The 21,863-nt window shown below is 69.7% G+C and carries 20 protein-coding genes; 16 read left to right on the forward strand and 4 right to left on the reverse strand.

The window, feature by feature from the left end:
* Window positions 1–23: 23 nt before the first annotated feature.
* Both VED21_RS25080 and VED21_RS25085 read right to left on the reverse strand, forming a co-directional pair.
* Complete coding sequence (locus VED21_RS25080) at window positions 24–959, reverse strand: response regulator (RefSeq protein WP_324887177.1); 936 nt, start codon at window positions 957–959, stop codon at window positions 24–26.
* 1 nt (window position 960) lies between these two features.
* Window positions 961–4,341 (reverse strand): hybrid sensor histidine kinase/response regulator, encoded by a 3,381-nt coding sequence (locus VED21_RS25085; protein ID WP_324887179.1) that lies wholly within the window; start codon window positions 4,339–4,341, stop codon window positions 961–963.
* A gap of 330 nt (window positions 4,342–4,671) precedes the next feature.
* Here VED21_RS25085 and urtA point away from each other — a divergent pair, with 330 nt between their 5' ends.
* The 8 genes from urtA to VED21_RS25125 all read left to right on the forward strand — a co-directional run bounded on the left by urtA (window position 4,672) and on the right by VED21_RS25125 (window position 12,014).
* Window positions 4,672–5,931 (forward strand): urea ABC transporter substrate-binding protein, encoded by a 1,260-nt coding sequence (gene urtA / locus VED21_RS25090; RefSeq protein ID WP_414638301.1) that lies wholly within the window; start codon window positions 4,672–4,674, stop codon window positions 5,929–5,931.
* A 113-nt stretch (window positions 5,932–6,044) separates the two neighbouring features.
* Entirely contained in the window at window positions 6,045–6,971 is a 927-nt protein-coding gene (gene urtB / locus VED21_RS25095; RefSeq protein ID WP_324887181.1) for an urea ABC transporter permease subunit UrtB, read from the forward strand.
* Window positions 6,972–6,985: 14 nt separating this feature from the next.
* A complete protein-coding gene (urtC, locus tag VED21_RS25100) occupies window positions 6,986–8,116 on the forward strand; it encodes an urea ABC transporter permease subunit UrtC (protein ID WP_324887183.1) in 1,131 nt (376 codons plus the stop codon).
* A 26-nt stretch (window positions 8,117–8,142) separates the two neighbouring features.
* Window positions 8,143–8,889 (forward strand): urea ABC transporter ATP-binding protein UrtD, encoded by a 747-nt coding sequence (gene urtD / locus VED21_RS25105; protein ID WP_324887185.1) that lies wholly within the window; start codon window positions 8,143–8,145, stop codon window positions 8,887–8,889.
* 20 nt (window positions 8,890–8,909) lie between these two features.
* Window positions 8,910–9,599: an urea ABC transporter ATP-binding subunit UrtE gene (gene urtE, locus VED21_RS25110; protein WP_324887187.1), complete on the forward strand. Its 690-nt coding sequence runs from the start codon at window positions 8,910–8,912 to the stop codon at window positions 9,597–9,599.
* Window positions 9,600–9,637: 38 nt separating this feature from the next.
* Window positions 9,638–10,867, forward strand: coding sequence for a formamidase (gene fmdA, locus VED21_RS25115; RefSeq protein ID WP_324887189.1), 1,230 nt, complete (start codon window positions 9,638–9,640; stop codon window positions 10,865–10,867).
* A 14-nt stretch (window positions 10,868–10,881) separates the two neighbouring features.
* Window positions 10,882–11,220 carry a zinc ribbon domain-containing protein gene (locus tag VED21_RS25120; RefSeq protein WP_324887191.1) on the forward strand — a complete coding sequence of 113 codons (339 nt, stop codon included), beginning with the start codon at window positions 10,882–10,884 and terminating at the stop codon, window positions 11,218–11,220.
* A gap of 365 nt (window positions 11,221–11,585) precedes the next feature.
* Entirely contained in the window at window positions 11,586–12,014 is a 429-nt protein-coding gene (locus tag VED21_RS25125) for a group III truncated hemoglobin (RefSeq protein ID WP_324887193.1), read from the forward strand.
* Window positions 12,015–12,023: 9 nt separating this feature from the next.
* Here VED21_RS25125 and VED21_RS25130 read toward each other — a convergent pair whose 3' ends face one another.
* The gene (locus VED21_RS25130; RefSeq protein WP_324887194.1) at window positions 12,024–13,661 is read right to left on the reverse strand and encodes a lysylphosphatidylglycerol synthase domain-containing protein; all 1,638 of its coding nucleotides are present in this window, start codon (window positions 13,659–13,661) and stop codon (window positions 12,024–12,026) included.
* Between the two features lie 158 nt (window positions 13,662–13,819).
* Between VED21_RS25130 and VED21_RS25135 the strand changes: the two genes are divergently transcribed.
* On the forward strand, window positions 13,820–14,221 hold the full coding sequence (locus VED21_RS25135) for a DUF2946 family protein (RefSeq protein WP_324887196.1): 402 nt from the start codon (window positions 13,820–13,822) through the stop codon (window positions 14,219–14,221).
* Between the two features lie 65 nt (window positions 14,222–14,286).
* Window positions 14,287–15,246, forward strand: coding sequence for a transporter (locus VED21_RS25140; protein ID WP_324887198.1), 960 nt, complete (start codon window positions 14,287–14,289; stop codon window positions 15,244–15,246).
* A 55-nt stretch (window positions 15,247–15,301) separates the two neighbouring features.
* Here VED21_RS25140 and VED21_RS25145 read toward each other — a convergent pair whose 3' ends face one another.
* Window positions 15,302–15,682, reverse strand: coding sequence for a hypothetical protein (locus VED21_RS25145; RefSeq protein WP_324887200.1), 381 nt, complete (start codon window positions 15,680–15,682; stop codon window positions 15,302–15,304).
* 141 nt (window positions 15,683–15,823) lie between these two features.
* Here VED21_RS25145 and VED21_RS25150 point away from each other — a divergent pair, with 141 nt between their 5' ends.
* The 6 genes from VED21_RS25150 to VED21_RS25175 form a co-directional block, all read left to right on the forward strand.
* Entirely contained in the window at window positions 15,824–16,348 is a 525-nt protein-coding gene (locus VED21_RS25150) for a hypothetical protein (protein ID WP_324887202.1), read from the forward strand.
* 347 nt (window positions 16,349–16,695) lie between these two features.
* Complete coding sequence (locus tag VED21_RS25155) at window positions 16,696–17,715, forward strand: LLM class flavin-dependent oxidoreductase (RefSeq protein WP_324887204.1); 1,020 nt, start codon at window positions 16,696–16,698, stop codon at window positions 17,713–17,715.
* Window positions 17,715–19,355 (forward strand): amino acid adenylation domain-containing protein, encoded by a 1,641-nt coding sequence (locus tag VED21_RS25160; protein ID WP_324887205.1) that lies wholly within the window; start codon window positions 17,715–17,717, stop codon window positions 19,353–19,355. Before VED21_RS25155 ends, VED21_RS25160 begins: the two co-directional genes overlap by 1 nt.
* Entirely contained in the window at window positions 19,355–20,308 is a 954-nt protein-coding gene (locus tag VED21_RS25165; RefSeq protein ID WP_324887207.1) for a methionyl-tRNA formyltransferase, read from the forward strand. Before VED21_RS25160 ends, VED21_RS25165 begins: the two co-directional genes overlap by 1 nt.
* 1 nt (window position 20,309) lies before the next feature.
* Window positions 20,310–20,573 (forward strand): acyl carrier protein, encoded by a 264-nt coding sequence (locus VED21_RS25170; RefSeq protein WP_324887209.1) that lies wholly within the window; start codon window positions 20,310–20,312, stop codon window positions 20,571–20,573.
* A 124-nt stretch (window positions 20,574–20,697) separates the two neighbouring features.
* Window positions 20,698–21,863, forward strand: a 1,166-nt coding sequence (locus VED21_RS25175) for a GNAT family N-acetyltransferase (RefSeq protein WP_324887211.1), incomplete at its 3' end; no start/stop codon positions are given.

Genomic DNA, 21,863 nt, shown 5'->3' on the forward strand with positions numbered 1-21,863 from the left:
CCGGCGGGGGAGGGGAAATTTGGTTACCGCGCGTTCAGGGTCCGCACGGCCACGGCCGCCGCCGACGCGCGGTTCTCCACGCCCAGCTTGGCGTAGATCTGCTCCAGGTGCTTGTCCACCGTGCGCGGGCTCAGGCCCAGGATCTCGGCGATGTCGCGGTTCGACTTGCCAGCGGCGACCCAGCTCAGCACCTCCGCCTCGCGCGCCGTCAGCGGCAGCTTGCGCTTCAGGATGTCCGCTTCGCCGGCACCGGAATCCTCGGCCAGCTGCAGAAGGATCTCGTCCGGGCCGATCTGGCCCACCGGCGTGATGCGCAGCCGCAGTTCCTGCAGGTCGGCGTCGATCACCACGGACTCCGCCGCCTTGCCGTCGCGGCGCCGGCGCAGCCAGTCACAGGCGGCCGGCGGCAGGGCGAAGCCCGGCAGCGAAAAGCCGGCGAAGGCGGCGGCCAGCATGCGGCTGGCCTGCGGGGTGCACCACAGCACGCGGCCCTCGCCGTCGGTCGCCAGCAGGTAGCGGCCGGTGGCGTCCAGCGCCGCGCGCGTGCTCTGCGCCGCCCGCGCGTTGGCGAGGTGGGCGTACATGCGCGCCAGAAGCTGGTCGGCGACGATGGGCTTGGTCACGTAGTCCACGCCCCCGGCGCGGAAGCCGGCCACGATGTGCTCGGTCTCGCTGAGGCCGGTCATGAAGATGACCGGCACGTGCGCCACGCGGCTGTCGCGCTTGATGCGCCGGCAGGCCTCGAATCCGTCCATGCCCGGCATGACGGCGTCCATCAGCACGATGTCCGGCGTCACGCGTTCGACCAGGGACAAGGCGCCGGGGCCGTCCAGCGCCACCAGGACGGTGACCCCCGCCTCTTCCAGCGCGTCGGTCAGGAAGCTCAGCGTTTCCGGCGAATCGTCGACGACCAGGACGATGTCGCGGGGCTTCATGCCGGCGGTCGTTGCAGCGGTCATCTCAGCGCTCATCGTGGTACACCGCCTCCAGCGCGGCCATGTATTGGTTGAGGGCGAAGGTGCCGACCAGCCCCCGCATCTGCGTGACGAAGGGCTTGTGCTCGGGGTGTGCTGCCTCGATGTCCGCCAGCTTGGACTGGATGCCGCGGATGTAGCCGATGCGCCCGAGGTGCAGCAGGTCCGCCAGATGCTGGCGCGGCGGCACCTCGGTCGGGGAGAAGCGCGGCACCGCCGGCAGCGTGTCGGCCGCCGCCTCGTCGTACTCCCACTCCAGCTTCAGGAGCTGCTGGAGCTTGGCGAGCAGCCGGCCGACCTCCACCGGCTTGGCGACGAAGCCGTCGTAGGGGGAATCCGGTGCTTCGACCGGGCGGTTCTCGCGGGCGTTGGCGGACACCATGATGATGGGCTGCGCCCGGTGCCCGGCCTCGCGCAGTGCCCGCGCCACCTCCCACCCGGTCATGCCGGGCATGGAGATGTCCAGCAGGAAGGCGTCCGGCTGGCAGCGGGCGGCGAGGCGCAGACCGCTCGGCCCGTCCGGCGCGGTGTAGACGGTGAAGCCCAGCGCGGAGAGGAAATCCTGCATCAGGCCGCGGTGCGCCTCGTCGTCATCGGTCACCAGGATGCTGCGGCGCGGGCCGGCGTAGCCGCGGATCAGGTGCTCCGGCGCCGGGGCGGCCATCTCGGAATGCGTGGCCTCCGACATCATCAGCTTGACCTTGAAGGTGCTGCCGCGCCCCGGCTCGCTGGTGACGGAAATTTCGCCGCCCAGGACCTCGGTCAGCAGCTTGGTGATGGTCAGGCCCAGGCCCATGCCGGGCACCATGGCGGCCTCGGCCGCCGCCCCGCGCTCGAACGGCTCGAAGATGCGGCCGATCTCGGCCGCCGGGATGCCGGGGCCGGTGTCTTCCACCTCGAACTCGGCGATCTGGCTGCGGTAGCCGACGCGCAGCGCCACGTGGCCGGTTTCGGTGAACTTGATGGCGTTGGACAGCAGGTTGATGAAGATCTGCCGCAGCCGGCTCTCGTCCGTGTGGACCACCGCCGGCAGCTTGTCGGAGCGGCTGAAGCGGAACTCGATCCCCTTGGCCGCCGCCTGAAGCCGGAACATGTCGACCAGTTGGTCGAGCAGGTCGGCGACGCGCACCTCCGCCCGGTTCAGCTGCAGCCGCCCGCCCTCGATCTTGGAGATGTCGAGCAAGCCTTCGATCAGGCCGGAGAGATGCTCGGAGCTGCGGCGGATCACGCGGATGGCGTCGTGCCGGCGCGCGGGGATGGTCGGGTCGCGCTCCAGCAACTGGGCGTAGCCGAAGATGGCGTTGAGCGGGGTGCGGAACTCGTGGCTGATGCCGACCAGATAGCGGCTCTTGGCGAGGTTGGCGGCCTCCGCCGCCTCCTTGGCCTTCTGGAGCTGGGCGTCGGTCTGCTTGTGCGCCTCGATCTCCTGCATCAGCAGGCTGGTCTGCTTGTTCGATTCCTCCTGCGCCACGCGGCGGCTCTCGCGCGCCAATACGAACAGCCACGTCGCCACGCCGACGACGATCATCAGGATGAAGAAGACCGTCCACAGCGTGCCGGCGATCACCGTGCGCGCCTCGGGATGCACCTGGATGACCTGGACGTGCACCATCGCCAGCATGGCGCCGATGACCAGCGCCTGGATCAGCAGGATGCCCAGGTAGTGGCCGAGGCGCGCGTTGAGCGCCGACACGATCCCGCCCGGCAGCACGGCGCCCAGCGCGTCGAGGATCTGCACCGATAGCCGCGCCTGCGGCTTGCAGCCGTCGGCGCAGCGCGCGTCCAGCGAACAGCACAGCGAGCAGATGGCGCCGGAATAGACCGGGCAGTGGGCCATGTCCTCCGGCTCGAACGCGTGCTCGCACACGATGCAGCGGGTGCCCTGCGTGGTGGCGGGGCTCAGGGGAGGGGAGGTGCGGGCGATGTAGTAGCGCCCGCCGGTGGCCCAGGCGATGACCGGCGCCGCCGCGAAGGCGACGCCCAGCGCGATGAACGGCGCCAGCACCTGCGCCGTTGGGCTGAAGGTGCCGGTGAAGGCGGTGACCGACACCACCGAGGCCAGCACCATGGCACCGGTGCCGACCGGGTTGATGTCGTAGAGGTGGGCGCGCTTGAACTCGATGTGCGGCGGGCTGAAGCCCAGCGGCTTGTTGACCACCAGATCGGCGACCAGCGCCCCCACCCAGGACGCCGCCACGTTGGCGTAGAAGCCCAGGATCGGCTCCAGCGTCTTGTAAATGCCCAGCTCCATCAGCAAGAGCGCGATGGCGACGTTGAAGACCACCCACACCACGCGGCCCGGATGGCTGTGCGTCAGGCGGGAAAAGAAGTTCGACCAGGCGATGGAGCCGGCGTAGGTGTTGGTCAGGTTGATCTTCACCTGCGACAGCACGACGAACAGCCCGGTCAGCCCGACCGCCACCTGCGGCTGCGCGATCAGGTCCTGGAAGGCCAGCAGGTACATCTGCGTCGGCTCCGCCGCCTGCTCCGCCGCTGTAAGATGGCTGAGCGCGTAGACCGCCAGGAAGGAGCCCAGCAGCATCTTCACCGCACCGATCACGATCCATCCCGGCCCGGCGGCCAGCAGTGCGGCCCACCAGCGCCCGCGCCCCCCCGGCTGCGGCGGCGGCAGGAAGCGCAGGAAATCCGCCTGCTCCCCCACCTGTGCGACGAAGGACAGCACGACCGACGCGGCGGCGCCGAACAGCAGCAGGTCGAATTCGCCCCCGCCGCCCGACAGCCCGGCGAAGGACACCCAGCCGTCGAACACCGCGCGGTCCTGGACGGCGATGAACAGGAAGGGCAGGGCCTGGAGCGCAATCCACACCGGCTGCGACCAGCGCTGGAAGCGGCTGATGAAGGTGAAGCCGTAGGCGACCAGTGGGATCACCGCCAGCGAACTCAGCACATAGCCCAGCGCCAGCGGGATGCCGAAGCACAGTTCCAGCGCCGTCGCCATGATGGCGGCCTCGATCGCCAGGAACAGGAAGGTGAAGGAGGCGTAGATCAGCGACGTGACGGTGGAGCCGATGTAGCCGAACCCGGCGCCGCGCGTCAGCAGGTCCACGTCGATGCCGAAGCGCGCGGCGTAATAGCTGATGGGCAGGCCGGTGGCGAAGATCAGCAGCCCCGCAGCCAGGATCGCCAGCGCGGCGTTGGTGAAGCCGTAGTTCAGCGTGATCGCCCCGCCGATGGCCTCCAGCGCCAGGAACGAGATGCCGCCCAGCGCGGTGTTGGCGACCCGCCCCAGCGACCAGCGCCGCGCCCGCTTGGCGGTGAAGCGCAGGGCGAAGTCCTCGAAGGTCTGGTTCGCCACCCAGCGGTTGTAGGTCCGGCGGACCGGGACGACCCTCTGCTGCACGGTCATTCAGACATCCTGCTGTTTTGCGGATATCAGTAATACGCACGGAAACTGCCGCCTGGGCGAGACCAGAGACCCTACTTTTCTTAGCAAAATAGCGGTCATCGCCCGCCCGTCACTATGAACTTCGGCAGAGGCATCTCTCCCCGATCTTAGCGCGTGGAGCATGGAGTCTCCGGTCCTTCGTGAACATACGTCGATCTACGTATTGCTGCAACGCACCATGCTGCCGAACATCGGCGTCGACAGCGTGCGGTACACGCACCCCGCTCCTCTCCCACGCCAAAAAATTCGAAATCCTCAAGAACAGCCAAATCCTTAAGAACAGGAGGTCCCATGTCCTCGGACACGTTTGGTGGCGGCTCGCACTCCCCGCTCCGCCGCAAGCTTCTGCTCGGCATGGCCGCGGCCCCGGCGCTGGCGCTGCTGCCGCGCGCCGGGTTCGCCCAGGCGCTGCCCACGGCGGCGGTCAACACCACCAAGCTGGCGGTGACCGACGGCACGGTGAAGGTCGGCATCCTGCATTCCGTCACCGGCACCATGGCGATCAGCGAGACCGGATCGGTCGAGGCCGAGAAGTTGGCCATCGCGCAGATCAACGAGATGGGCGGCGTGCTGGGCCGCAAGATCGAGGTGATCCAGGAGGACGGCGCCAGCGACTGGCCGACGTTCGCCGAGAAGTCGCGCAAGCTGCTGGTCGAGGACAAGGTGGCGGCGGTGTTCGGCTGCTGGACTTCGGCCTCGCGCAAGGCGGTGCTGCCGGTGTTCGAGCAGTACAACGGCATGCTGTATTACCCGACCTTCTACGAGGGGCTGGAGCAGTCGAAGAACGTCATCTACACCGGGCAGGAGGCGACGCAGCAGATCCTCGCCGGCCTCGACTGGGTGGCGAAGGAGAAGGGCGCCAAGACCTTCTTCCTCATCGGCTCCGACTACATCTGGCCGCGCACGTCCAACAAGATCGCGCGCAAGCACATCGAGAAGAACGGCATGAAGGTAAGCGGCGAGGAGTATTTCCCGCTCGGCCACACGCAGTTCAATTCGGTCATCAACAAGATCAAGCTGACCAAGCCGGACGTGATCTACGCGTCGGTGGTGGGCGGGTCGAACGTCGCCTTCTACAAGCAGCTGAAGGCGGCCGGCATCAACCTGGAGAAGCAGACCCTCATGACCATCTCGGTCACCGAGGACGAGATGCTGGGCATCGGCGGCGAGAACATCGCCGGGGCGTATGCCTGCATGAAGTACTTCCAGAGCCTGGACAACTCCAACAACAAGGAGTTCGTCGCCGCCTTCAAGAAGATGTGGGGTGCCGACAGCGTCATCGGCGACGTGACGCAGGCCGCCTACCTCGGCCCCTGGCTGTGGAAGGCGACGGTGGAAAAGGCGCAGAGCTTCGACATCGACAAGGTGGCCGCGGCGTCCGCCGGCATCGAGTTCAAGGGGGCGCCGGAAGGCTATGTGCGCATCCACGAGAACCATCATTTGTGGAGCAAGACCCGTGTCGGCCGCGCCAAGCCCAACGGCCAGTTCGAGGTGGTCTACGAGACCGCCGGCCTGATCGAGCCGGATCCGTTCCCGAAGGGCTACCAGTAAGGCGGGCAGGTCAGGACAGCCTTGCCCCCACCTCCGCCCGTCCCCGCGCCCTGCGGGGGCGGGCGGGGCTCCACACCGCGACCTCCCACACCGGCACAGCGCGGGGTATCCCAATGTTCGATTCCTACAGCCTCGCCGAACTCGGCTCCATCTTCGTGATGCAGGGGTTCGCCGGGCTCATCCTCTTCTCGGTGTTCGTGCTGATGGCGCTGGGCCTGGCGATCATCTTCGGCCAGATGGGCGTCATCAACATGGCGCACGGGGAGTTCATGATCCTCGGCGCCTACGTCACCTACCTGTGTTCGACCGTCGTCTCCGAACACGCGCCGGCCCTGTTCCCCGCCTATTTCTTCATCGCCATGGCGCTGGCCTTCGTCGCCAGCGGGGCGCTGGGCATGCTGGTGGAGTGGGGCATGATCCGCTTCCTTTACCGCCGGCCGCTGGACACGCTGCTGGCGACCTGGGGGCTCAGCCTCATCCTTCAGCAGATCTACCGCTCCGTCTTCGGGGCGCGCGAGGTGGGCGTGGCGCTGCCCGACTGGCTGATGGGCTCGCTCAGCCTGACCGAGACGACGGAGGTGCCGATCAACGGTCTGTTCGTCATGGGCCTGACCATCGCCATCACCCTGGTCATCTACGCGGTCATGTTCCGCTCCCGCTGGGGGCAGGGCGTGCGCGCGGTGATGCAGAACCGCACCATGGCGGGCGCGGTGGGCATCAACACGGAGAAGGTCGACCGCTACACCTTCGGTCTGGGCTGCGGCATCGCGGGGGTGGCGGGCAGCGCCTTCACCATGGTCGGCTCGACCGGCCCCACCTCGGGCCAGCTGTACATCGTCGACACCTTCCTGGTCGTCGTCTTCGGCGGCGCGCAGAGCCTGCTGGGCACCATCGCGTCGGCCTTCAGCATCTCCCAGGCGCAGTCGACCATGGAGTTCTTCATGAGCGGCTCGACCGCCAAGGTGCTCACCCTGCTGACCGTGGTCGGCATCCTGATGCTGCGCCCGCAGGGCCTGTTCGTCCTCAAAGTCCGCCGGTGAGCGAGGGCCATCCCATGAACAACCTCCGTTTGCGCATCGACGGCGAGATCGCGGGCGTCCTGCTGCTCGCCGTCCTCATCCTGGTCGTGCTGCCGCTGGGCCTCGACGGCTTCCGCCTGAACATGGTGGGCAAGTACCTGACCTACGCCTTCGTCGCCGTCGGCCTCGTGCTGTGCTGGGGCAGTGCGGGCATCCTCAGCCTGGGGCAGGGGATCTTCTTCGGGCTGGGCGGCTACTGCATGGCCATGTTCCTGAAGCTGGAGGCGTCCAGCCCGGAGGCCACGAAGATCCAGTCCACCCCCGGCATCCCCGACTTCATGGACTGGAACCAGCTCACCTCGCTGCCGTGGTTCTGGGAGCCGTTCCACAGCTTCGCCTTCGCGGTCTTCTCCGTGGTGGCGGTGCCGGTGGCGCTGGCGTTCCTGGTCAGCCTCGCCATGTTCAAGCGGCGCGTGGGGGGCGTGTACTTCGCCATCATCACGCAGGCCTTCGCCGCCATCCTGACCATCCTGATCGTCGGGCAGCAGGGCTACACCGGCGGCATCAACGGCATCACCGACCTGCGCACGCTGATGGGGTGGGACATCCGCACCGATGGCGCCAAGGTCGTCCTCTACCTCGTCAACGGGCTGCTGCTGATCGGCGCCATCCTGCTGTGCCTCACTGTGCGCCGCTCCAAGCTGGGCCGCATCCTGGTGGCGCTGCGGGACAAGGAGGACCGCGTCCGCTTCTCCGGCTACGACGTGGCGAACTTCAAGATCTTCGTCTTCTGCCTGGCGGCCGGGCTGGCGGCGGTGGGCGGGGCGATGTTCACGCTGCAGGTGGGCTTCATGTCGCCCTCCTTCGTCGGCATCGTGCCGTCGATCGAGATGGTGATCTTTTGCGCGGTCGGCGGCCGGCTGTCGCTGCTGGGTGCGGTGTACGGCACGCTGCTGGTCAACTGGGCCAAGACCAGCTTCTCCGAAAGCTTCCCGGAGCTGTGGCTGTTCGCCATGGGTGCGCTGTTCATCGGCGTCGTCATGGCCTTCCCCAACGGTCTGGCCGGCCTCTACCAGGACTATGTCGCACCCCGCCTGCGCCGGCTGCTGCCGGGGGCGCTGGCGCGCGTCGCCCCGGTCGCGCCGCCGGCCCCAGCAGCCGAATGAACGGCCGAATGAAAGGAGCACCGGCCATGACGGCACAACCCAACTTCCTGCTGTCGGTGGAGGGGCTGACCGTGTCCTTCGACGGCTTCAAGGCGGTGGACGATCTGTCCTTCTACGTCGACGAGAACGAGATCCGCGTCATCATCGGCCCGAACGGGGCCGGCAAGACCACGGTGCTCGACCTCATCTGCGGGCGCACCAAGGCGACCGGCGGCTCCATCCAGTTCCGCGGCAAGGAGCTGACGGCGATGCGCGAGCACCAGATCGTGCACGCCGGCATCGGCCGCAAGTTCCAGAACCCGTCCATCTATGATGACCTGACGGTGTTCGAGAACCTGGAGATCTCCTTCCCCCGCGGCCGCTCCGTCTTCGGCGCGCTCGCCTTCAAGCGGGACCAGGAGGTGCGGGAGCGGGTGGCGGAGGTCGCGGAGACGATCTTCCTGGCCGACCAGCTGGACACGAGCGCCGAATACCTGAGCCACGGGCAGAAGCAGTGGCTGGAGATCGGCATGCTGCTGATCCAGGACCCCGAACTCCTCATGCTGGACGAACCCGTCGCCGGCATGAGCGTGAACGAGCGCAAGAAGACCGCCGAACTCCTCAACCGCATCACCAAGGGCCGCTCGGTCATCGTGATCGAGCACGACATGAAGTTCGTCGAGGACATCGCCCACAAGGTGACCGTGCTGCACCAGGGCCGGATCCTCTCCGAAGGCTCCATGGAGCGGGTGAAGAGCGACCCCAAGGTCGTCGAAGTCTACCTCGGCCACTGACGCGCGAAGGAGACCTTACCATGCTGTCCGTTTCCGAACTGCGCGTGGCCTACGGCGAGAGCGAGGTCCTGCACGGGCTCGACTTCACCGTGGCGCCAAACGAGATCGTCGCCATCATGGGCCGCAACGGCATGGGCAAGACGACGCTCATGAAGTCGCTCATGGGCATCGTGCCCGCCCGCTCCGGCGCCGTGCGCGTCGGCGGTGCCGAGATCACCGGGCTGAAGAGCTACGAGCGCGTCGCCAGGGGCGTCGGCTACGTGCCGCAGGGCCGCATGATCTTCCCCGCCATGACGGTGCAGGAGAACATCGAGACCGGCCTGTCCGTGCACGGCGAGCGCGCCGTCCCCGGCGACATCTACGAGCTGTTCCCGGTCCTGCTGGAGATGAAGGGCCGGCGTGGCGGCAACCTGTCCGGCGGGCAGCAGCAGCAGTTGGCCATCGCGCGCGCCCTGGCGACGCGGCCCAAGGTGCTGCTGCTGGACGAGCCGACCGAGGGCATCCAGCCCTCCATCATCCGCGAGATGGCCCGCACGCTGCGCCGCATCCGCGACGAGCGCGGCTTGAGCATCGTGGTGTCCGAGCAGGTGCTCAGCTTCGCCCTCGACATCGCCGACCGCGTGCTGGTGATGGAGAACGGCGAGATCGTCCACGAAGACCACCGCGACCGCGTGGACGAAGCGAAGATCGCGAAGCTGCTGTCCGTTTGATTTTCCCGAAATTTCCTTTTTTCTTGGGAGTAACCTCCATGGCCGATACGCTGATCAAGGTCGATCTGTCGCAGTCCGCTTACGAGAACGACATGATCCACAACCGCTGGCACCCGGACATCCCGATGGTGGCGTGGGTGAAGCCCGGTGACGACTTCATCGTGGAATGCTTCGACTGGACCGGCGGGCAGATCAAGAACGACGATTCCGCCGCCGACGTGCGCGACGTCGACCTGTCGCAGGTGCACTTCCTCTCCGGCCCGATCGGCGTGCATGGGGCGGAGCCCGGCGACCTGCTGGTGGTCGAGCTGCTGGACATCGGCGCCTTCCCGCAGCAGCAGTGGGGCTTCAACGGCTTTTTCTCGAAGCAGAACGGCGGCGGCTTCCTCACCGACCACTTCCCCCAGGCGCAGAAGTCGATCTGGGACTTCGAGGGCGTCTACACCAAGTCGCGCCACGTGCCCGGCGTGCGCTTCGCCGGGCTGATCCACCCCGGCCTGATCGGCTGCCTGCCGTCGCAGGACCTGCTGAACACCTGGAACGCGCGCGAGGCGGAACTGATCGCCACCGACCCGACGCGCGTCCCCGGCCTCGCCAACCCGCCCTACGCGCCGACCGCGCACATGGGCCGGCTGGCCGGCGACGCCCGCGACAAGGCGGCGGCCGAGGGTGCCCGCACCGTTCCCCCGCGCGAGCACGGCGGCAACTGCGACATCAAGGACCTGTCGCGCGGCTCCAAGGTCTATTTCCCGGTCTACGTGAAGGGCGGCGGGTTGTCGCTGGGCGATTTGCACTTCAGCCAGGGCGACGGCGAGATCACCTTCTGCGGCGCCATCGAGATGGCCGGCTGGGTGCACATGAAGGTGGAGATCATCAAGGACGGCGTCGCCAAGTACGGCATCCGCAACCCGATCTTCAAGCCCAGCCCGATCACGCCGACCTACAACGACTACCTGATCTTCGAAGGCATCTCGGTGGACGAGGCGGGCAAGCAGCACTACCTGGACGTCCACGTCGCCTACCGCCAGGCGTGCCTGAACGCCATCGAGTATCTGACGAAGTTCGGCTACTCCCGCGCCCAGGCCTACGCGATCCTCGGCACCGCACCGGTGCAGGGGCACATCAGCGGCGTGGTGGACGTGCCCAACGCCTGCGCCACGCTGTTCCTGCCGACCGAGATCTTCGACTTCGACATCCGCCCGAACGCCAAGGGACCGACGAAGTTCCTGTCCGGCGACATCGACATCCCGCTGGCCCCGGACCTGTGAGCGGAGGCGACGCCATGCCCGTCTACGAGTACGAGTGCCGGACCTGCGGCGGCTTCACGGCGCTGCGCCCCATGTCCGAGTACCGGGAGCCGCAGCCCTGCCCGGACTGCGCCGCCCCGGCCCCGCGGGTGCTGCGCACCGCGCCTGCCTTCGGCGCCATGCCGGCGGCGACGCGCACCGCCCACGCCACCAACGAGCGCAGCGCGGACAGCCCGCGCCTGTCCTCCCAGGGCGGGCACAAGCACGGCCCCGGCTGCGGGTGCGGCAGCCACGGCAAGCCCAGCCGCACGCTGCACCATCCCAACGGGGCGAAGAGTTTTCCCGGCAACCGGCCCTGGGTGATCAACCATTAGGAGACGGCTATTGGGAGACGGCGCGGGCCGGCCGGACGCGGGCCGGCCCGCCGCCCATTTTGTCGCAGTGTGGGATTGAGGATTCGCAAGGGCAGCCGTGCCGGCCGGGCGTAGCGTCCGGGCATGGCCGCCCGGCGGCCCCCGGCGCATCCAAGCTCGACGCATCCAGACGGGAGCGGTCCCATGAACTTCGACACCACCACCTACATCGCCCTGGTCGGCGCGGCCAGCGTGTTCGTCGTCACCATCGGCGTGTTCGCCTTCCTGCTCACCCGCGGCGGCAAGTAGGCGGCAGGCGGCGCTTCCCACGGCGGGGCGGGATGGTTAAGGTGCGGGGCACAGCACCGGATCAGGACCTGCCCGCCATGAACACCCCGCCGCCTTCCTTCCGCGACATCACCGTCGCCGAGCGGGTCGCCGCGACCGGCATCGACGAGGCGATGATCGAGGCGCTGGTCCGCACCTTCTACGGCAAGATCCGCGAGGATGCGGTGCTGGGTCCGGTGTTCGGCGCCGCCATCACGGATTGGGAACCGCACCTGCGCAAGATGATGGACTTCTGGTCCTCGGTGGCGCTGCTGACCGAACGCTACGACGGCCGGCCGCTGCCGGTGCACGTGCGCCTGGACATCGGGGCGGAGCACTTCGACCGCTGGCTGGGCCTGTTCACCGAGACCGCGGCGGAGGTCTGCACGCCCGCCGCCGCCCGCTTCTTCACCGACCGCGCGCACAGCATCGCCAACAGCTTCCGCATGGGCATCGGCGTGGTGAAGGGCGACCGCGCGGCCGGTTGAGGCCCGCGCTCACGGCTCCTCGCGTCCCGGCGGCGGCGGGTGGCGCAGGCGGGCGGTCAGCGCCACCAGGTGCACGACGGCGGCGCCCAGCGCGATTACCCCCACCGCCACCGACGCCCGCAGGAAGCGCGAGGCGTCGCCGTGCAGGGCGAAGTGCCACCACAATTCGTCGCTGAACTGCACGTGCTTGTAGGAGAACAGGCCCAGCCACAGGGCGCTGGCCAGCGCCACGCCGACGGCTGCGAACCAACTGGGCGTCGGCGCCTGGGCCAGCAGGGCGCCGCGCCGGTGGAACTCGCCGCGCGCCGGCAGCAGGGCCAGGAAGATCAGCGCCGGCACGATCGCCTCCGGCCAGTCGCCGCCCTTCAGCAGCGACGACAGCACGCCCAGCGCCAGCAGCCCCAATGACAGCACCCAGGCGGCGTGCAGCCGCCGCTGGATGGCGTGCGACAGCAGGATCAGCAGCACGCCCACCACGCTGCCGGTGAAGTGCGACATCTCCACCAGCGGCAGTGACGCCGCGTCGAAGGGGGAGGGCAGCGTCTCCTCCGGCGTGGCGCGGGAGAACAGCAGGAACAGCCCGGTGATGAAGGTGCAGGCGGCCAGCACGTAGGGCACCACCGGGCCGATCGCGGCCGACACCCCGCGCGAGAGAACGGTGATCCGGTGCCGCGCCTGGAACGCCTCCAGCGCGCCGAACATCAGCCCGGCGATGAGCAGCGGCGCCAGATAGTAGATGACGCGGAAGACCAGCAGGCCGGCCATCACGTCGTTGCCGGCCATTTCCGGCGTCAGGGTGACCAGGACGATGGCGTCGAACACGCCCAGGCCGCCCGGCACGTGGCTGATGATCCCCGCCACCAGCGCCAGCCCGAAGGCCACCACCACGTCCATGTAGGTGACGGCGTCGCTGGCCGGCAGGCAGTGGTACAGCACCGCCGCCGCCAGCGACAGGTCGCACAGGCCCAGCGCCAGCTGCGCCAGCGCGATCTTCGGCCGCGGGAAGGCGATGTCGTGTCCGAAGACCCGCAGCGGCCGGCGGATCCAGGCGCCAGCCAGCGCGTAGGCGAGGATGACCGCCAGCGCCGCCGCCCCCAGCAGCATGGCGCTGTCGGGGGGCAGGTGCAGCGCCTTCAGCGCCGTGGGATCCAGCAGCATGACGATGGGCAGCACGACCACCAGCCCCAGCATGAAGGTGGTGACGACGAACAGCGTCACCTGCGCCACCTCCACCGCGTGCAGGCCGAGCGGCGCGTACAGGCGGTAGCGCATCGTGGCACCGATGACGCTGGCGAAGCCCAGGCTGTGGCTGAAGGCATAGCTGGTGAAGGCGGTGAAGGCGACCCAGCGGTAGGGCAGGGGCCGCCGCAGGTGATGCAGCGCCAGCGTGTCGTACAGCGTCAGCAGCCAGTAGCTGACCACGGCCGCGCCGATCGCCGTCGCCAGCTGCCCCGGCTCGATGCGGCGGATCGCCTGGCGGATGTCGCCGATGCTGTACTGGTCCAGCCAGCGGTCGAGGATGAACAGCGCGCCGACCAGCAGCGCGACGATCAGCAGCCCGGTGCCGTAGCGCAGCACCAGCGGCCATGCGGAACTGGACGGCGTCTGCCCTTCCCGGACGTCGCCGTGGGGTGCGGTCTGGACCATGGATCCCCATTCGATGCGCCTCAACCGCCCTGACAACAGGCGGGGAGCGCCGACGGCGCAGATGGCTCTGTTCGAGACGGCCGCGGACGTTCATGATACGCATTCGCAACATGACCCCGGTCAAGGGGCCGTGCTGCGGAGGCCGCTAGGGTCGAGGCATGATCGTTCGCCGCCATCCATGGACAAGCCGTGCCGGTGCCCTTCTGGGCGCCCTGGCGCTGCTCGTCCACGTGGCGATGGCCGGGCTGCACGTGCCGGGCTTTCAGGCGGTGGCTCATGCCGCCCAGTCGGCCGAGGCTGCCGGCGAGCATTGCGAGCACGGCGTGGACGGCGTGGACGGCGGCACGCCGGCCCCGACGAAGCCGGTCCATCCGGGCGCGATGCCGCCCTGCCCGATCTGCCAGTCGCTGCAGCTGCACGGCGCCTTCCTGGTGCCGGACGACGTCGTTCTCGTCTACCGGCCGCGCGTCGTGGACCGGCTGGCGCCGGGCGCGGCGGAGGCCGTGCCCGTCGCCGGACGCTTCGACGCCTTCCGGGCGCGCGCCCCGCCGTCCGCCTGACCGCACCTCCCTGAATTCGCCGGGATCCGCCCGGCCGACATCAACGTGTGTGTCAGGACGACAGCATGAACACCCTCGCGCGCGCCGCCATGGCCGGCGCCACGTTCACCCTTGCCCACATCGCGGCCCTGCCGGCCCAGGCCAGCTGCGGCGCCGCCTTCTGCTCGGTCAACACGAACTGGAGCGTGCAGAGCGCCCCGGCCGAGAGCGGCACCACCCTCGACCTGCGCTTCGAATACATCCCGCAGGACCAGCCCCGCGCCGGCAGCAGCACGGTCGGCGTCGGCCAGACCCGCCGCCACCATGACGAGGTGAAGACCACCAACCGGAACGCGGTGGCGACGGTCGACCACGCCTTCTCGCCCAACTGGGGCGTGTCGCTCCAGCTGCCGGTCGTCAGCCGCGATCACGAGCACATCCACAACCACCACGGTGCCCGCCTGAATGAGGCGTGGGACTTCACGAAGCTGGGCGACGCGCGGGTGGCTGGGCGCTACAGCGTGACCGAGGGGGCGCTCGCCGGTTTCGGCGTCACCGCCGGGCTGAAGCTGCCGACCGGGCGCTTCGCCGTCGCCAACGGCCGCGGCGATGTGGCCGAGCGGTCGCTGCAGCCGGGCACCGGCACCACCGACCTGCTGCTCGGCGCCTTCTACCACCAGCCGATCCCGGAATGGAGCGCCTCCTGGTTCGTGCAGGCCAGCGTGCAGACGCCGCTGAACGAGCGGCAGGGCTACCGCCCCGGATCGCAGTTCGGCTTCGACGTCGGCGTGCAGTATGACGTGACCGAGCGGCTGTCGCTGCTGGCCCAGGTGAACGCCCTGGTGCGTGGCCGCGACCGCGGGCGGGAAGCGGAGCCCGACGACAGCGGGCGCAGCATGATCGCCCTCAGCCCCGGCGTCAGCTACGCCGTCCTGGACAACGTCAGCCTGTACGGCTTCGTGCAGCTGCCGGTCTGGCAGCGGGTGAACGGCGTGCAACTGACCGCCGACTGGTCCGGCGTGCTGGGCCTGCGGACCCGGTTCTGATCTTTGGCAGGGGCCGGCCGCCTTCTTTGGGTGATCGGGGGGCGGCCGGTCCCTCTCAGGCCGTCTCGCCCGCGTCCGCCGAGCGGGTGCGGGCCAGGATGTAGAGGCGCAGCGCCTCGGCCTCGGCGGTCCACAGCGCGGCGTCCTTGGCGTGGACGATGCTCTGCTGCCGGCCCTTCAGCACGTCGGGACTGGATTCGACAATCGCCTTGCGCTCGGCCTGCGGCATCTTCTCGTTGGCGGCGACGAGGCGTTCGTAGTGCACCGCCTCGCGGTGGTTGTTGTTGGCATCCTGGTATTCGGCCCGCGCCCGTGCCAGCGCGGCGTTGCGCCGGGCCGCGTTCAGCCGCACGACCAGCGCCTCGATGCCGGCGCCGGACAGCTCCGCCTCGGTCAGTTCGCGCGCACTCTCCGGAACCTTCGCGTCGTCGTCCATGGCTGACTCCAGGCGTGGGTACACGCATGTGCATGCCAGTCCCGTGAGGGAAATGCAACCGGTGATATGGCTGGCGGCGTGTGCTTCCTGTCTTCCCGCAATTCTGGCAGAACGGGTGCGTGCGACGATGGGGGCGGTGCCGTGGCCGAGTGCTTCTTCTACCTGCTGACCGAGGCGGGGCAGGATCGCCCAGTGCGCACCGGCGGCGCCGTCGATCCGGTGAAACACCTGCGCCTGCTGCAGGCCGGCAACCCGCGTCCGCTGGCCGTGCGGCGCGCCTACCGCATCCTGTCCGGCACCCCGCCGCTGCGCCACGCCGCCGAACTGGAAGACGCGATCCGCCAGTTGACTCCGGGGGCGGGCGCCGGCTGGCGCGACGCCACGGTGGAGGAGGTCGATGCGCTGGTGGGGCGCCTCGCCCGCACGCTGGCCCGGCCGCAGCAAGGCCGGCTGGTCGGCGCCAAGCGCGGGTTCGAGGCGTTCGGGGCGGAGGACCTGCCCGACCGTTTCCTGATCTCCGCGGTCGCCGAGTCCGACGCGGCCCGCTGGCAGGCGCAGGCGGACCGCGCCGGCCCGCTGGACCCTGGCGCCCCGTCGCGCCTCGCGGCCGACAGCCGCATGGCTGTGGATGCGGCGGTGGAGCGCATCGGCAGGGCGCTGGGCTGAACAGCGGCCTTGTATTTTTCTCTCTGTGCCCCTTTGTTTTCTTGCGCATGCGTGGCCGATGCCGCTGAACGGCGCGCCGGTGGGAAGTACTGCCCCCTTCTTCAACTGCATCCTTGCAAGAAGACGGCCGATCGGTGGCACTAACACTATCGATTTGGCGCGTCGGAAGGGGTAGTTGCTCAGACCCGTGGCCGCTCAACTTCCGCGCTTTCGCTTAAGGTTTCCTGCTCTGCGATAGTGAGCGCACGCAACAGGCCGCTTGGGCCGGGCGGCGATGCCGCCCTATCAGGCCCGCGGCCGGTGACCTGCTCCGCGCCTGACCGGGATATTTGCTGCGAGGCTCGACCATGTCTGCTCGCCACGGCTCGATTCAGCTCTACTCGACCTGTCCGCAATCGAAGGACGTCGGCCCCGCGGACTACCTCCGCACCGTCGCCGAGCATGCCCGGTGGAGCGAGGCGGCGGGATGCGCCGGCATGCTCGTCTACACCGACAACGGGCTGGTCGACCCCTGGCTGGTGGCGCAGACGGTGCTGACGGGGACCGAACGGCTGATGCCGCTGGTGGCCGTGCAGCCGGTCTACATGCACCCCTACACCGCGGCCAAGATGGTGGCCTCGCTGGGCTTCCTGCACGGCCGGCGCGTCGCGCTGAACATGCTGGCCGGCGGCTTCATCAACGATCTGCTGGCGCTGGGCGACGCCACCCCGCACGACGCCCGGTACGAGCGCACGGTGGAGTACACCCGCATCATCCGCGCCCTTCTGGAAGGCAGCGGCGCGGTGACGTTCGAGGGCAAGCACTACCGCACCGACAAGCTGTCCATGGCCGTGCGCCTGCCGGCCGGGCTGCAGCCGGAAATCCTCATCTCCGGCTCGTCGGAGGCCGGCATGCAGGCGGCCCAGGCCATCGGCGCCACCGCCATCCGCTACCCCAAGCCGGCGGAGGAGGAGGTGGGGGCCGCCGACTTCCCCGACATGCCGCTGGGCATCCGCGTGGGCATCGTCGCCCGCCCGAGCGTGGAGGAGGCGTGGCGCGTCGCGCACGAGCGGTTCCCGGCCACCCGCCAGGGGGCGGTCATGCACCGCGTGGCCATGAGCGTCAGCGACAGCGTCTGGCACAGGGAGCTGTCCAGCCTGAACGATCAGCCCGACGGCGGGGAGAGCCCGTATTGGCTGGGTCCGTTCCATCATTACAAGACCTTCTGCCCCTACCTCGTCGGCAGCTACCAGGCGGTGGGGCGGGAACTGGCGCGCTACCTGTCCAAGGGCTACCGCACGGTGATCCTCGACATCGCCCCGGACGAGGCGGAGTACGAGCACATCGGCGCCGCCTTCGACGCCGCCGCCCTGGTGGAGGCCGCCTGATGGCCGCGCTGATCCACGATCTCGTCGCCCGAACGGCCGCGGCCCGCCCGGACGCGGCCGCCATCGTCACCCCGCACGGCCGCCTGTCGTATGGGGAGATGTGGGCCGCCTCCGGCCGCCTCGCCCGCGCGCTGCGGGAATCCGGGTGCCGGGACGGCGACCGTGTCGCCATCATGGTGCCGAAGTCGGCCGACGCCATCGTCGCCATGCTGGCGTGCCTGCGCGCGCGCTGCCTCTACGTGCCGGTGGACGTGCAGAACCCGGCACCCCGCGCCGCGCGCATCATCGACGCCTGCCGGCCGAAGGTGATCCTCGCCACCGCGGCCTCCGCCCCGCTGCTCAGCGACGTGGCGGCGGTCAGCCCGGCCGCGCGCGCCGCCACGCTGGGCCGCCTGGGCCGCGAGGCGGCGGTGCTGGACGGCCTGTCCTTCGCCTTCGGACCGGACGAGGTGGCGAGCCTGTCCGACGAGCCGCCGGCGCTGTCCGGCGATCCGGAGGGGCGGGCACACATCCTGTTCACCTCCGGCTCCACCGGGCAGCCGAAGGGCGTGGTGATCCCGCATTCCAGCGTCGTGGCGTTCGTCGAGTGGTCGGTCGGCTACTTCGGCATCGACGGGAGCGACCGCGTGTCCGGGCACGCGCCGCTGCACTTCGACCTGTCGACCTTCGACATCTACGGCGCCTTCGCCGCCGGGGCGGAGCTGCACATCGTGCCGCCGGAGCTGAACCTGATCCCGGCCCGCCTCGCCGCCTTCATCCGCGAGCGGGAGCTGACGCAGTGGTTCTCCGTGCCGTCGGTGCTGAACTACATGGCCAAGCTGGACGCCGTCCGCCAGGACGACTTCCCCAGCCTGAAGCGCCTGATGTGGTGCGGCGAGGCGTTCCCGACACCACCGCTGATCCACTGGATGAAGCGCCTGCCGCACGTCACCTTCACCAACCTCTACGGCCCCACCGAGGCGACGATCGCGTCCAGCTACTACACCGTCCCGTCCTGCCCGGAGGATCCGGCGGTGCCGGTGCCCATCGGCGTGGCCTGCGGCGGCGAGCGGCTCTACGTGCTGGACGATGCCGGCAACCCGGCGCCGCCGGGCGAGATCGGTCACCTCTACATCGCCGGCGCCGGTCTGGCGGAAGGCTATTGGGAGGATCCGGAGAAAACCGCCGCCGTCTTCGTGCCGGAGGTCGGCCGCAGCGACGGCAGCCGCATGTACCGCACCGGTGACCTCGCGCGGATGGGGGCGGACGGGCAGGTGCACTTCGTCGGCCGCGCCGACACCCAGGTGAAGAGCCGCGGCTACCGCATCGAGCTGGGCGAGATCGAGGCGGCGCTGGGCGCGGTGGAGGGGCTGAAGGACTACGCCGTCGTCGCGGTGGACCGCGGCGGCTTCGACGGGGCGACCATCTGCTGCGCCTACGCGCCGCAGGACGGGACCGAGCTGCGCCCGGGCGAGCTGCGCGCGCGTCTGGCATCCCGGCTGCCGGCCTACATGCTGCCCACCCAGTGGGCGGTGATGGACCCGCTGCCCAAGAACGCCAACGGCAAGATCGACCGCCCTTACCTGCGCAACGAGGTGTTCGCGAAACAGATCGAAGGACAGGCTGCGGGGCAGGCCGCTGGGGCGGAGGCCGGCGCCTGATGCCGCTCACCCTGTTCCTGGCCGTCGAGGAGGCGGCGGGTCTCCAACTCCTCCAGGCGCTGCTGCGCACGCCGCACCGCATCGCCGGTGTCGCCGTCACCCCCGGCGACCCGGCGGGGGTGGAGCGGCTGGCGCTGCGCCATGGCTTGGCCGTATGGCCGGCGTCGCTGGTCAAGGACCCGGCCTTCGCCGACACCATCCGCGCGGCGGGTGTGGACCTGCTGCTGAACGTCCATTCCCTGCACGTGGTCTGTCCCCAGGTGCTGGAGGCGCCGCGGCTGGGGGCGTACAACCTGCACCCCGGCCCGCTGCCGCACTACGCCGGGCTGAACGCGCCCAGCTGGGCGATCTTCAACGGCGAGACGCGGCACGCCGTCACGCTCCACCGCATGGTCCCGGCCATCGACGCCGGGCCGGTGGCGGCGGAGGAGGCGTTCCCCATCGGCCCCGACGACACCGCGCTGTCCGTCTACACCCGCTGCGCCAAGTTCGGCCTGCTGCTGGTCGCGCGGCTGGTGGATCGGTATGCCGAGGATCCCGCGTCCGTGCACCACCGCAACCTCGACCCCGCCGGGCGCCGCGTGTACGGGCGCAAGCCGCCGAACGGCGGCTGGATCGACTGGGACTGGCCGGCCGACACCATCGCCAACTTCGCCCGCGCCTGCGCCTTCGGCCCCTTCGCCTCGCCCTGGGGTTCGCCCAAGCTGCTGCTGGGCGACGACATGATGGCGGTGACCCGCCTGCGCCGCGGCGACCGGCCGGCGGACGCGCCGCCGGGCACAGTGGTGGCGCTGAACGCCGACGGCTCGGCACTCGTCGCCGCGCGGGGCGGCACGCTCCTCCTCAACCAGCTGCTCGTCGACGGGCGGCGTCATCCAGCCGCCGGCATCCTGGCCGCCGGCTGCCGCTTCGCCGGTGCTTCCGACTTCGCCGAAACAAGGAGAGTGGCCTGACATGCTCGCCGTGACGAAAGACGCCGCCACCGAAGCCGCCCTGATTGCCCTGTTCCGCGACGACATGCACATCGTCGTGCCGTCGCCCGACACCGACCTGATCGAGGAGGGGCTGCTGAACTCCCTGGTCTTCGTCGACCTGATCGTGCTGCTGGAGGAGCGGTTCGGCCTGACCATGCCGCTGGAATCGCTGGAGATCGACCAGCTGCGCACCGTGGGCGGCATCGCGGCGCTGCTGCACGGCCTGAAACAGCCCGCCGTGTGATCGCATGACGTTGGGTTTTCGGCGGACGCCTCAACCCAACCTACGGCGCACCTGTAGGTTGGGTTGAGGCCAAAGCCGAAAACCCGACACCGACGCGCCGCCCCTGCCCGGAGGAGACCGCCGCATGCCTGCGGAGCCGCACGCCGTCAGCGCCACCGACGCGATCGACGTCGACCTGGTCCCGTTGCCCCCCGTCGACGCGCTGGAACGCACCTGGACCGACCTGGAACGGCGCGCCGACGGCTCCTTCTTCCTGTCCTGGCTGTGGGTCGGCAACTGGCTGCGGCACCTGCCGCCCGGCACGCGGGCCCACCTGCTGACCGCGCGCCGCGGCGGGCGCGTCGTCGGGCTGGCCGTGCTGTGCCGGCGCGCGCGCTGGCGCTTCGGCCTGCTGCCGCAGCGGCACTGGCTGCTGCACGAAACGGGCGACCGCGTCTTTGACCGGCTGTTCGTCGAGTACAACGGCATCCTCGCCGACGCCGGCTGTGCGGAGGCGGTGACCGACGCCTGCTTCGCGTGGCTGGCCGCCCGCGTGACGCAACGGGACGAGCTGATGCTGGGCGGTCTCGACGCCGTCAACGAACGCGCGGTGCGCCGGGCCGCCGCCGCCGGCGGGCACGCGCTGGACGTGCGCACGGCCGACTGCGTGCAGTGGGTCGACCTCGACCTCGTGCGGCGGCAGGGCGGCGACTACCTCGCCACGCTGGGACGCAGCACGCGCTCCGCCGTCAAGCGGGCGTTGCGCCTGTACGCCGACCGCGGGCCGCTGGAGTTCCGCGTGGCCGCCACGGTGGAGGAGGCGCTGGCCGACTTCGACGCGCTGGAAGTGCTTCACCAGGCGCGCTGGAAGGCGCGCGGCGAGTCCGGCGCCTTCGACAACCCGGCCTTCCGCCCCTTTCACGAGCGGTTGATCCGCACCGGGGTGCCCGACGGCTCCGTCCGGCTGTGCCGGATCACGGCGGCCGGGGAGCCCATCGGCTTCCTCTACAACTTCGTCAGCCGGGGGCGGGTGCTGAACTACCAGGGCGGCTTCGCCTTCGAGAGCGACAACCGCTTCAAGCCCGGCCTCGTCAGCCACGTGCTGGCGATCGAGGACGCGCTGGCGCGCGGAGAGCGCTGCTACGACTTCATGTCCACCGCCGCCGGCCACAAGCCGCTGCTGTCCAACGCCGAGCAGCCGATGAACTGGTTCGCGCTGGGCCGCGACGGCATCCACCGCGCCATCGACGCGCAGGCGCGCCAGCTGCGCAGCCGCGTCGGCAGGATCCTGCGGCGCCTGCGCCGCGGCGG

Source organism: Azospirillum sp., assembly GCF_035627195.1.
Lineage (GTDB): Bacteria > Pseudomonadota > Alphaproteobacteria > Azospirillales > Azospirillaceae > Azospirillum.

Coding starts and splice junctions, on each gene's coding strand:
- VED21_RS25165 (WP_324887207.1), top strand. CDS start 19,355: ATGCCGCTCACCCTGTTCCTGGCCGTCGAGGAGGCGGCGGGTCTCCAA.
- urtB (WP_324887181.1), top strand. CDS start 6,045: ATGTTCGATTCCTACAGCCTCGCCGAACTCGGCTCCATCTTCGTGATG.
- VED21_RS25160 (WP_324887205.1), top strand. CDS start 17,715: ATGGCCGCGCTGATCCACGATCTCGTCGCCCGAACGGCCGCGGCCCGC.
- urtA (WP_414638301.1), top strand. CDS start 4,672: ATGTCCTCGGACACGTTTGGTGGCGGCTCGCACTCCCCGCTCCGCCGC.
- urtE (WP_324887187.1), top strand. CDS start 8,910: ATGCTGTCCGTTTCCGAACTGCGCGTGGCCTACGGCGAGAGCGAGGTC.
- VED21_RS25125 (WP_324887193.1), top strand. CDS start 11,586: ATGAACACCCCGCCGCCTTCCTTCCGCGACATCACCGTCGCCGAGCGG.
- VED21_RS25145 (WP_324887200.1), bottom strand. CDS start 15,682: ATGGACGACGACGCGAAGGTTCCGGAGAGTGCGCGCGAACTGACCGAG.
- VED21_RS25155 (WP_324887204.1), top strand. CDS start 16,696: ATGTCTGCTCGCCACGGCTCGATTCAGCTCTACTCGACCTGTCCGCAA.
- urtD (WP_324887185.1), top strand. CDS start 8,143: ATGACGGCACAACCCAACTTCCTGCTGTCGGTGGAGGGGCTGACCGTG.
- VED21_RS25120 (WP_324887191.1), top strand. CDS start 10,882: ATGCCCGTCTACGAGTACGAGTGCCGGACCTGCGGCGGCTTCACGGCG.
- VED21_RS25170 (WP_324887209.1), top strand. CDS start 20,310: ATGCTCGCCGTGACGAAAGACGCCGCCACCGAAGCCGCCCTGATTGCC.
- VED21_RS25140 (WP_324887198.1), top strand. CDS start 14,287: ATGAACACCCTCGCGCGCGCCGCCATGGCCGGCGCCACGTTCACCCTT.
- urtC (WP_324887183.1), top strand. CDS start 6,986: ATGAACAACCTCCGTTTGCGCATCGACGGCGAGATCGCGGGCGTCCTG.
- fmdA (WP_324887189.1), top strand. CDS start 9,638: ATGGCCGATACGCTGATCAAGGTCGATCTGTCGCAGTCCGCTTACGAG.
- VED21_RS25130 (WP_324887194.1), bottom strand. CDS start 13,661: ATGGTCCAGACCGCACCCCACGGCGACGTCCGGGAAGGGCAGACGCCG.
- VED21_RS25085 (WP_324887179.1), bottom strand. CDS start 4,341: ATGACCGTGCAGCAGAGGGTCGTCCCGGTCCGCCGGACCTACAACCGC.
- VED21_RS25080 (WP_324887177.1), bottom strand. CDS start 959: ATGACCGCTGCAACGACCGCCGGCATGAAGCCCCGCGACATCGTCCTG.
- VED21_RS25135 (WP_324887196.1), top strand. CDS start 13,820: ATGATCGTTCGCCGCCATCCATGGACAAGCCGTGCCGGTGCCCTTCTG.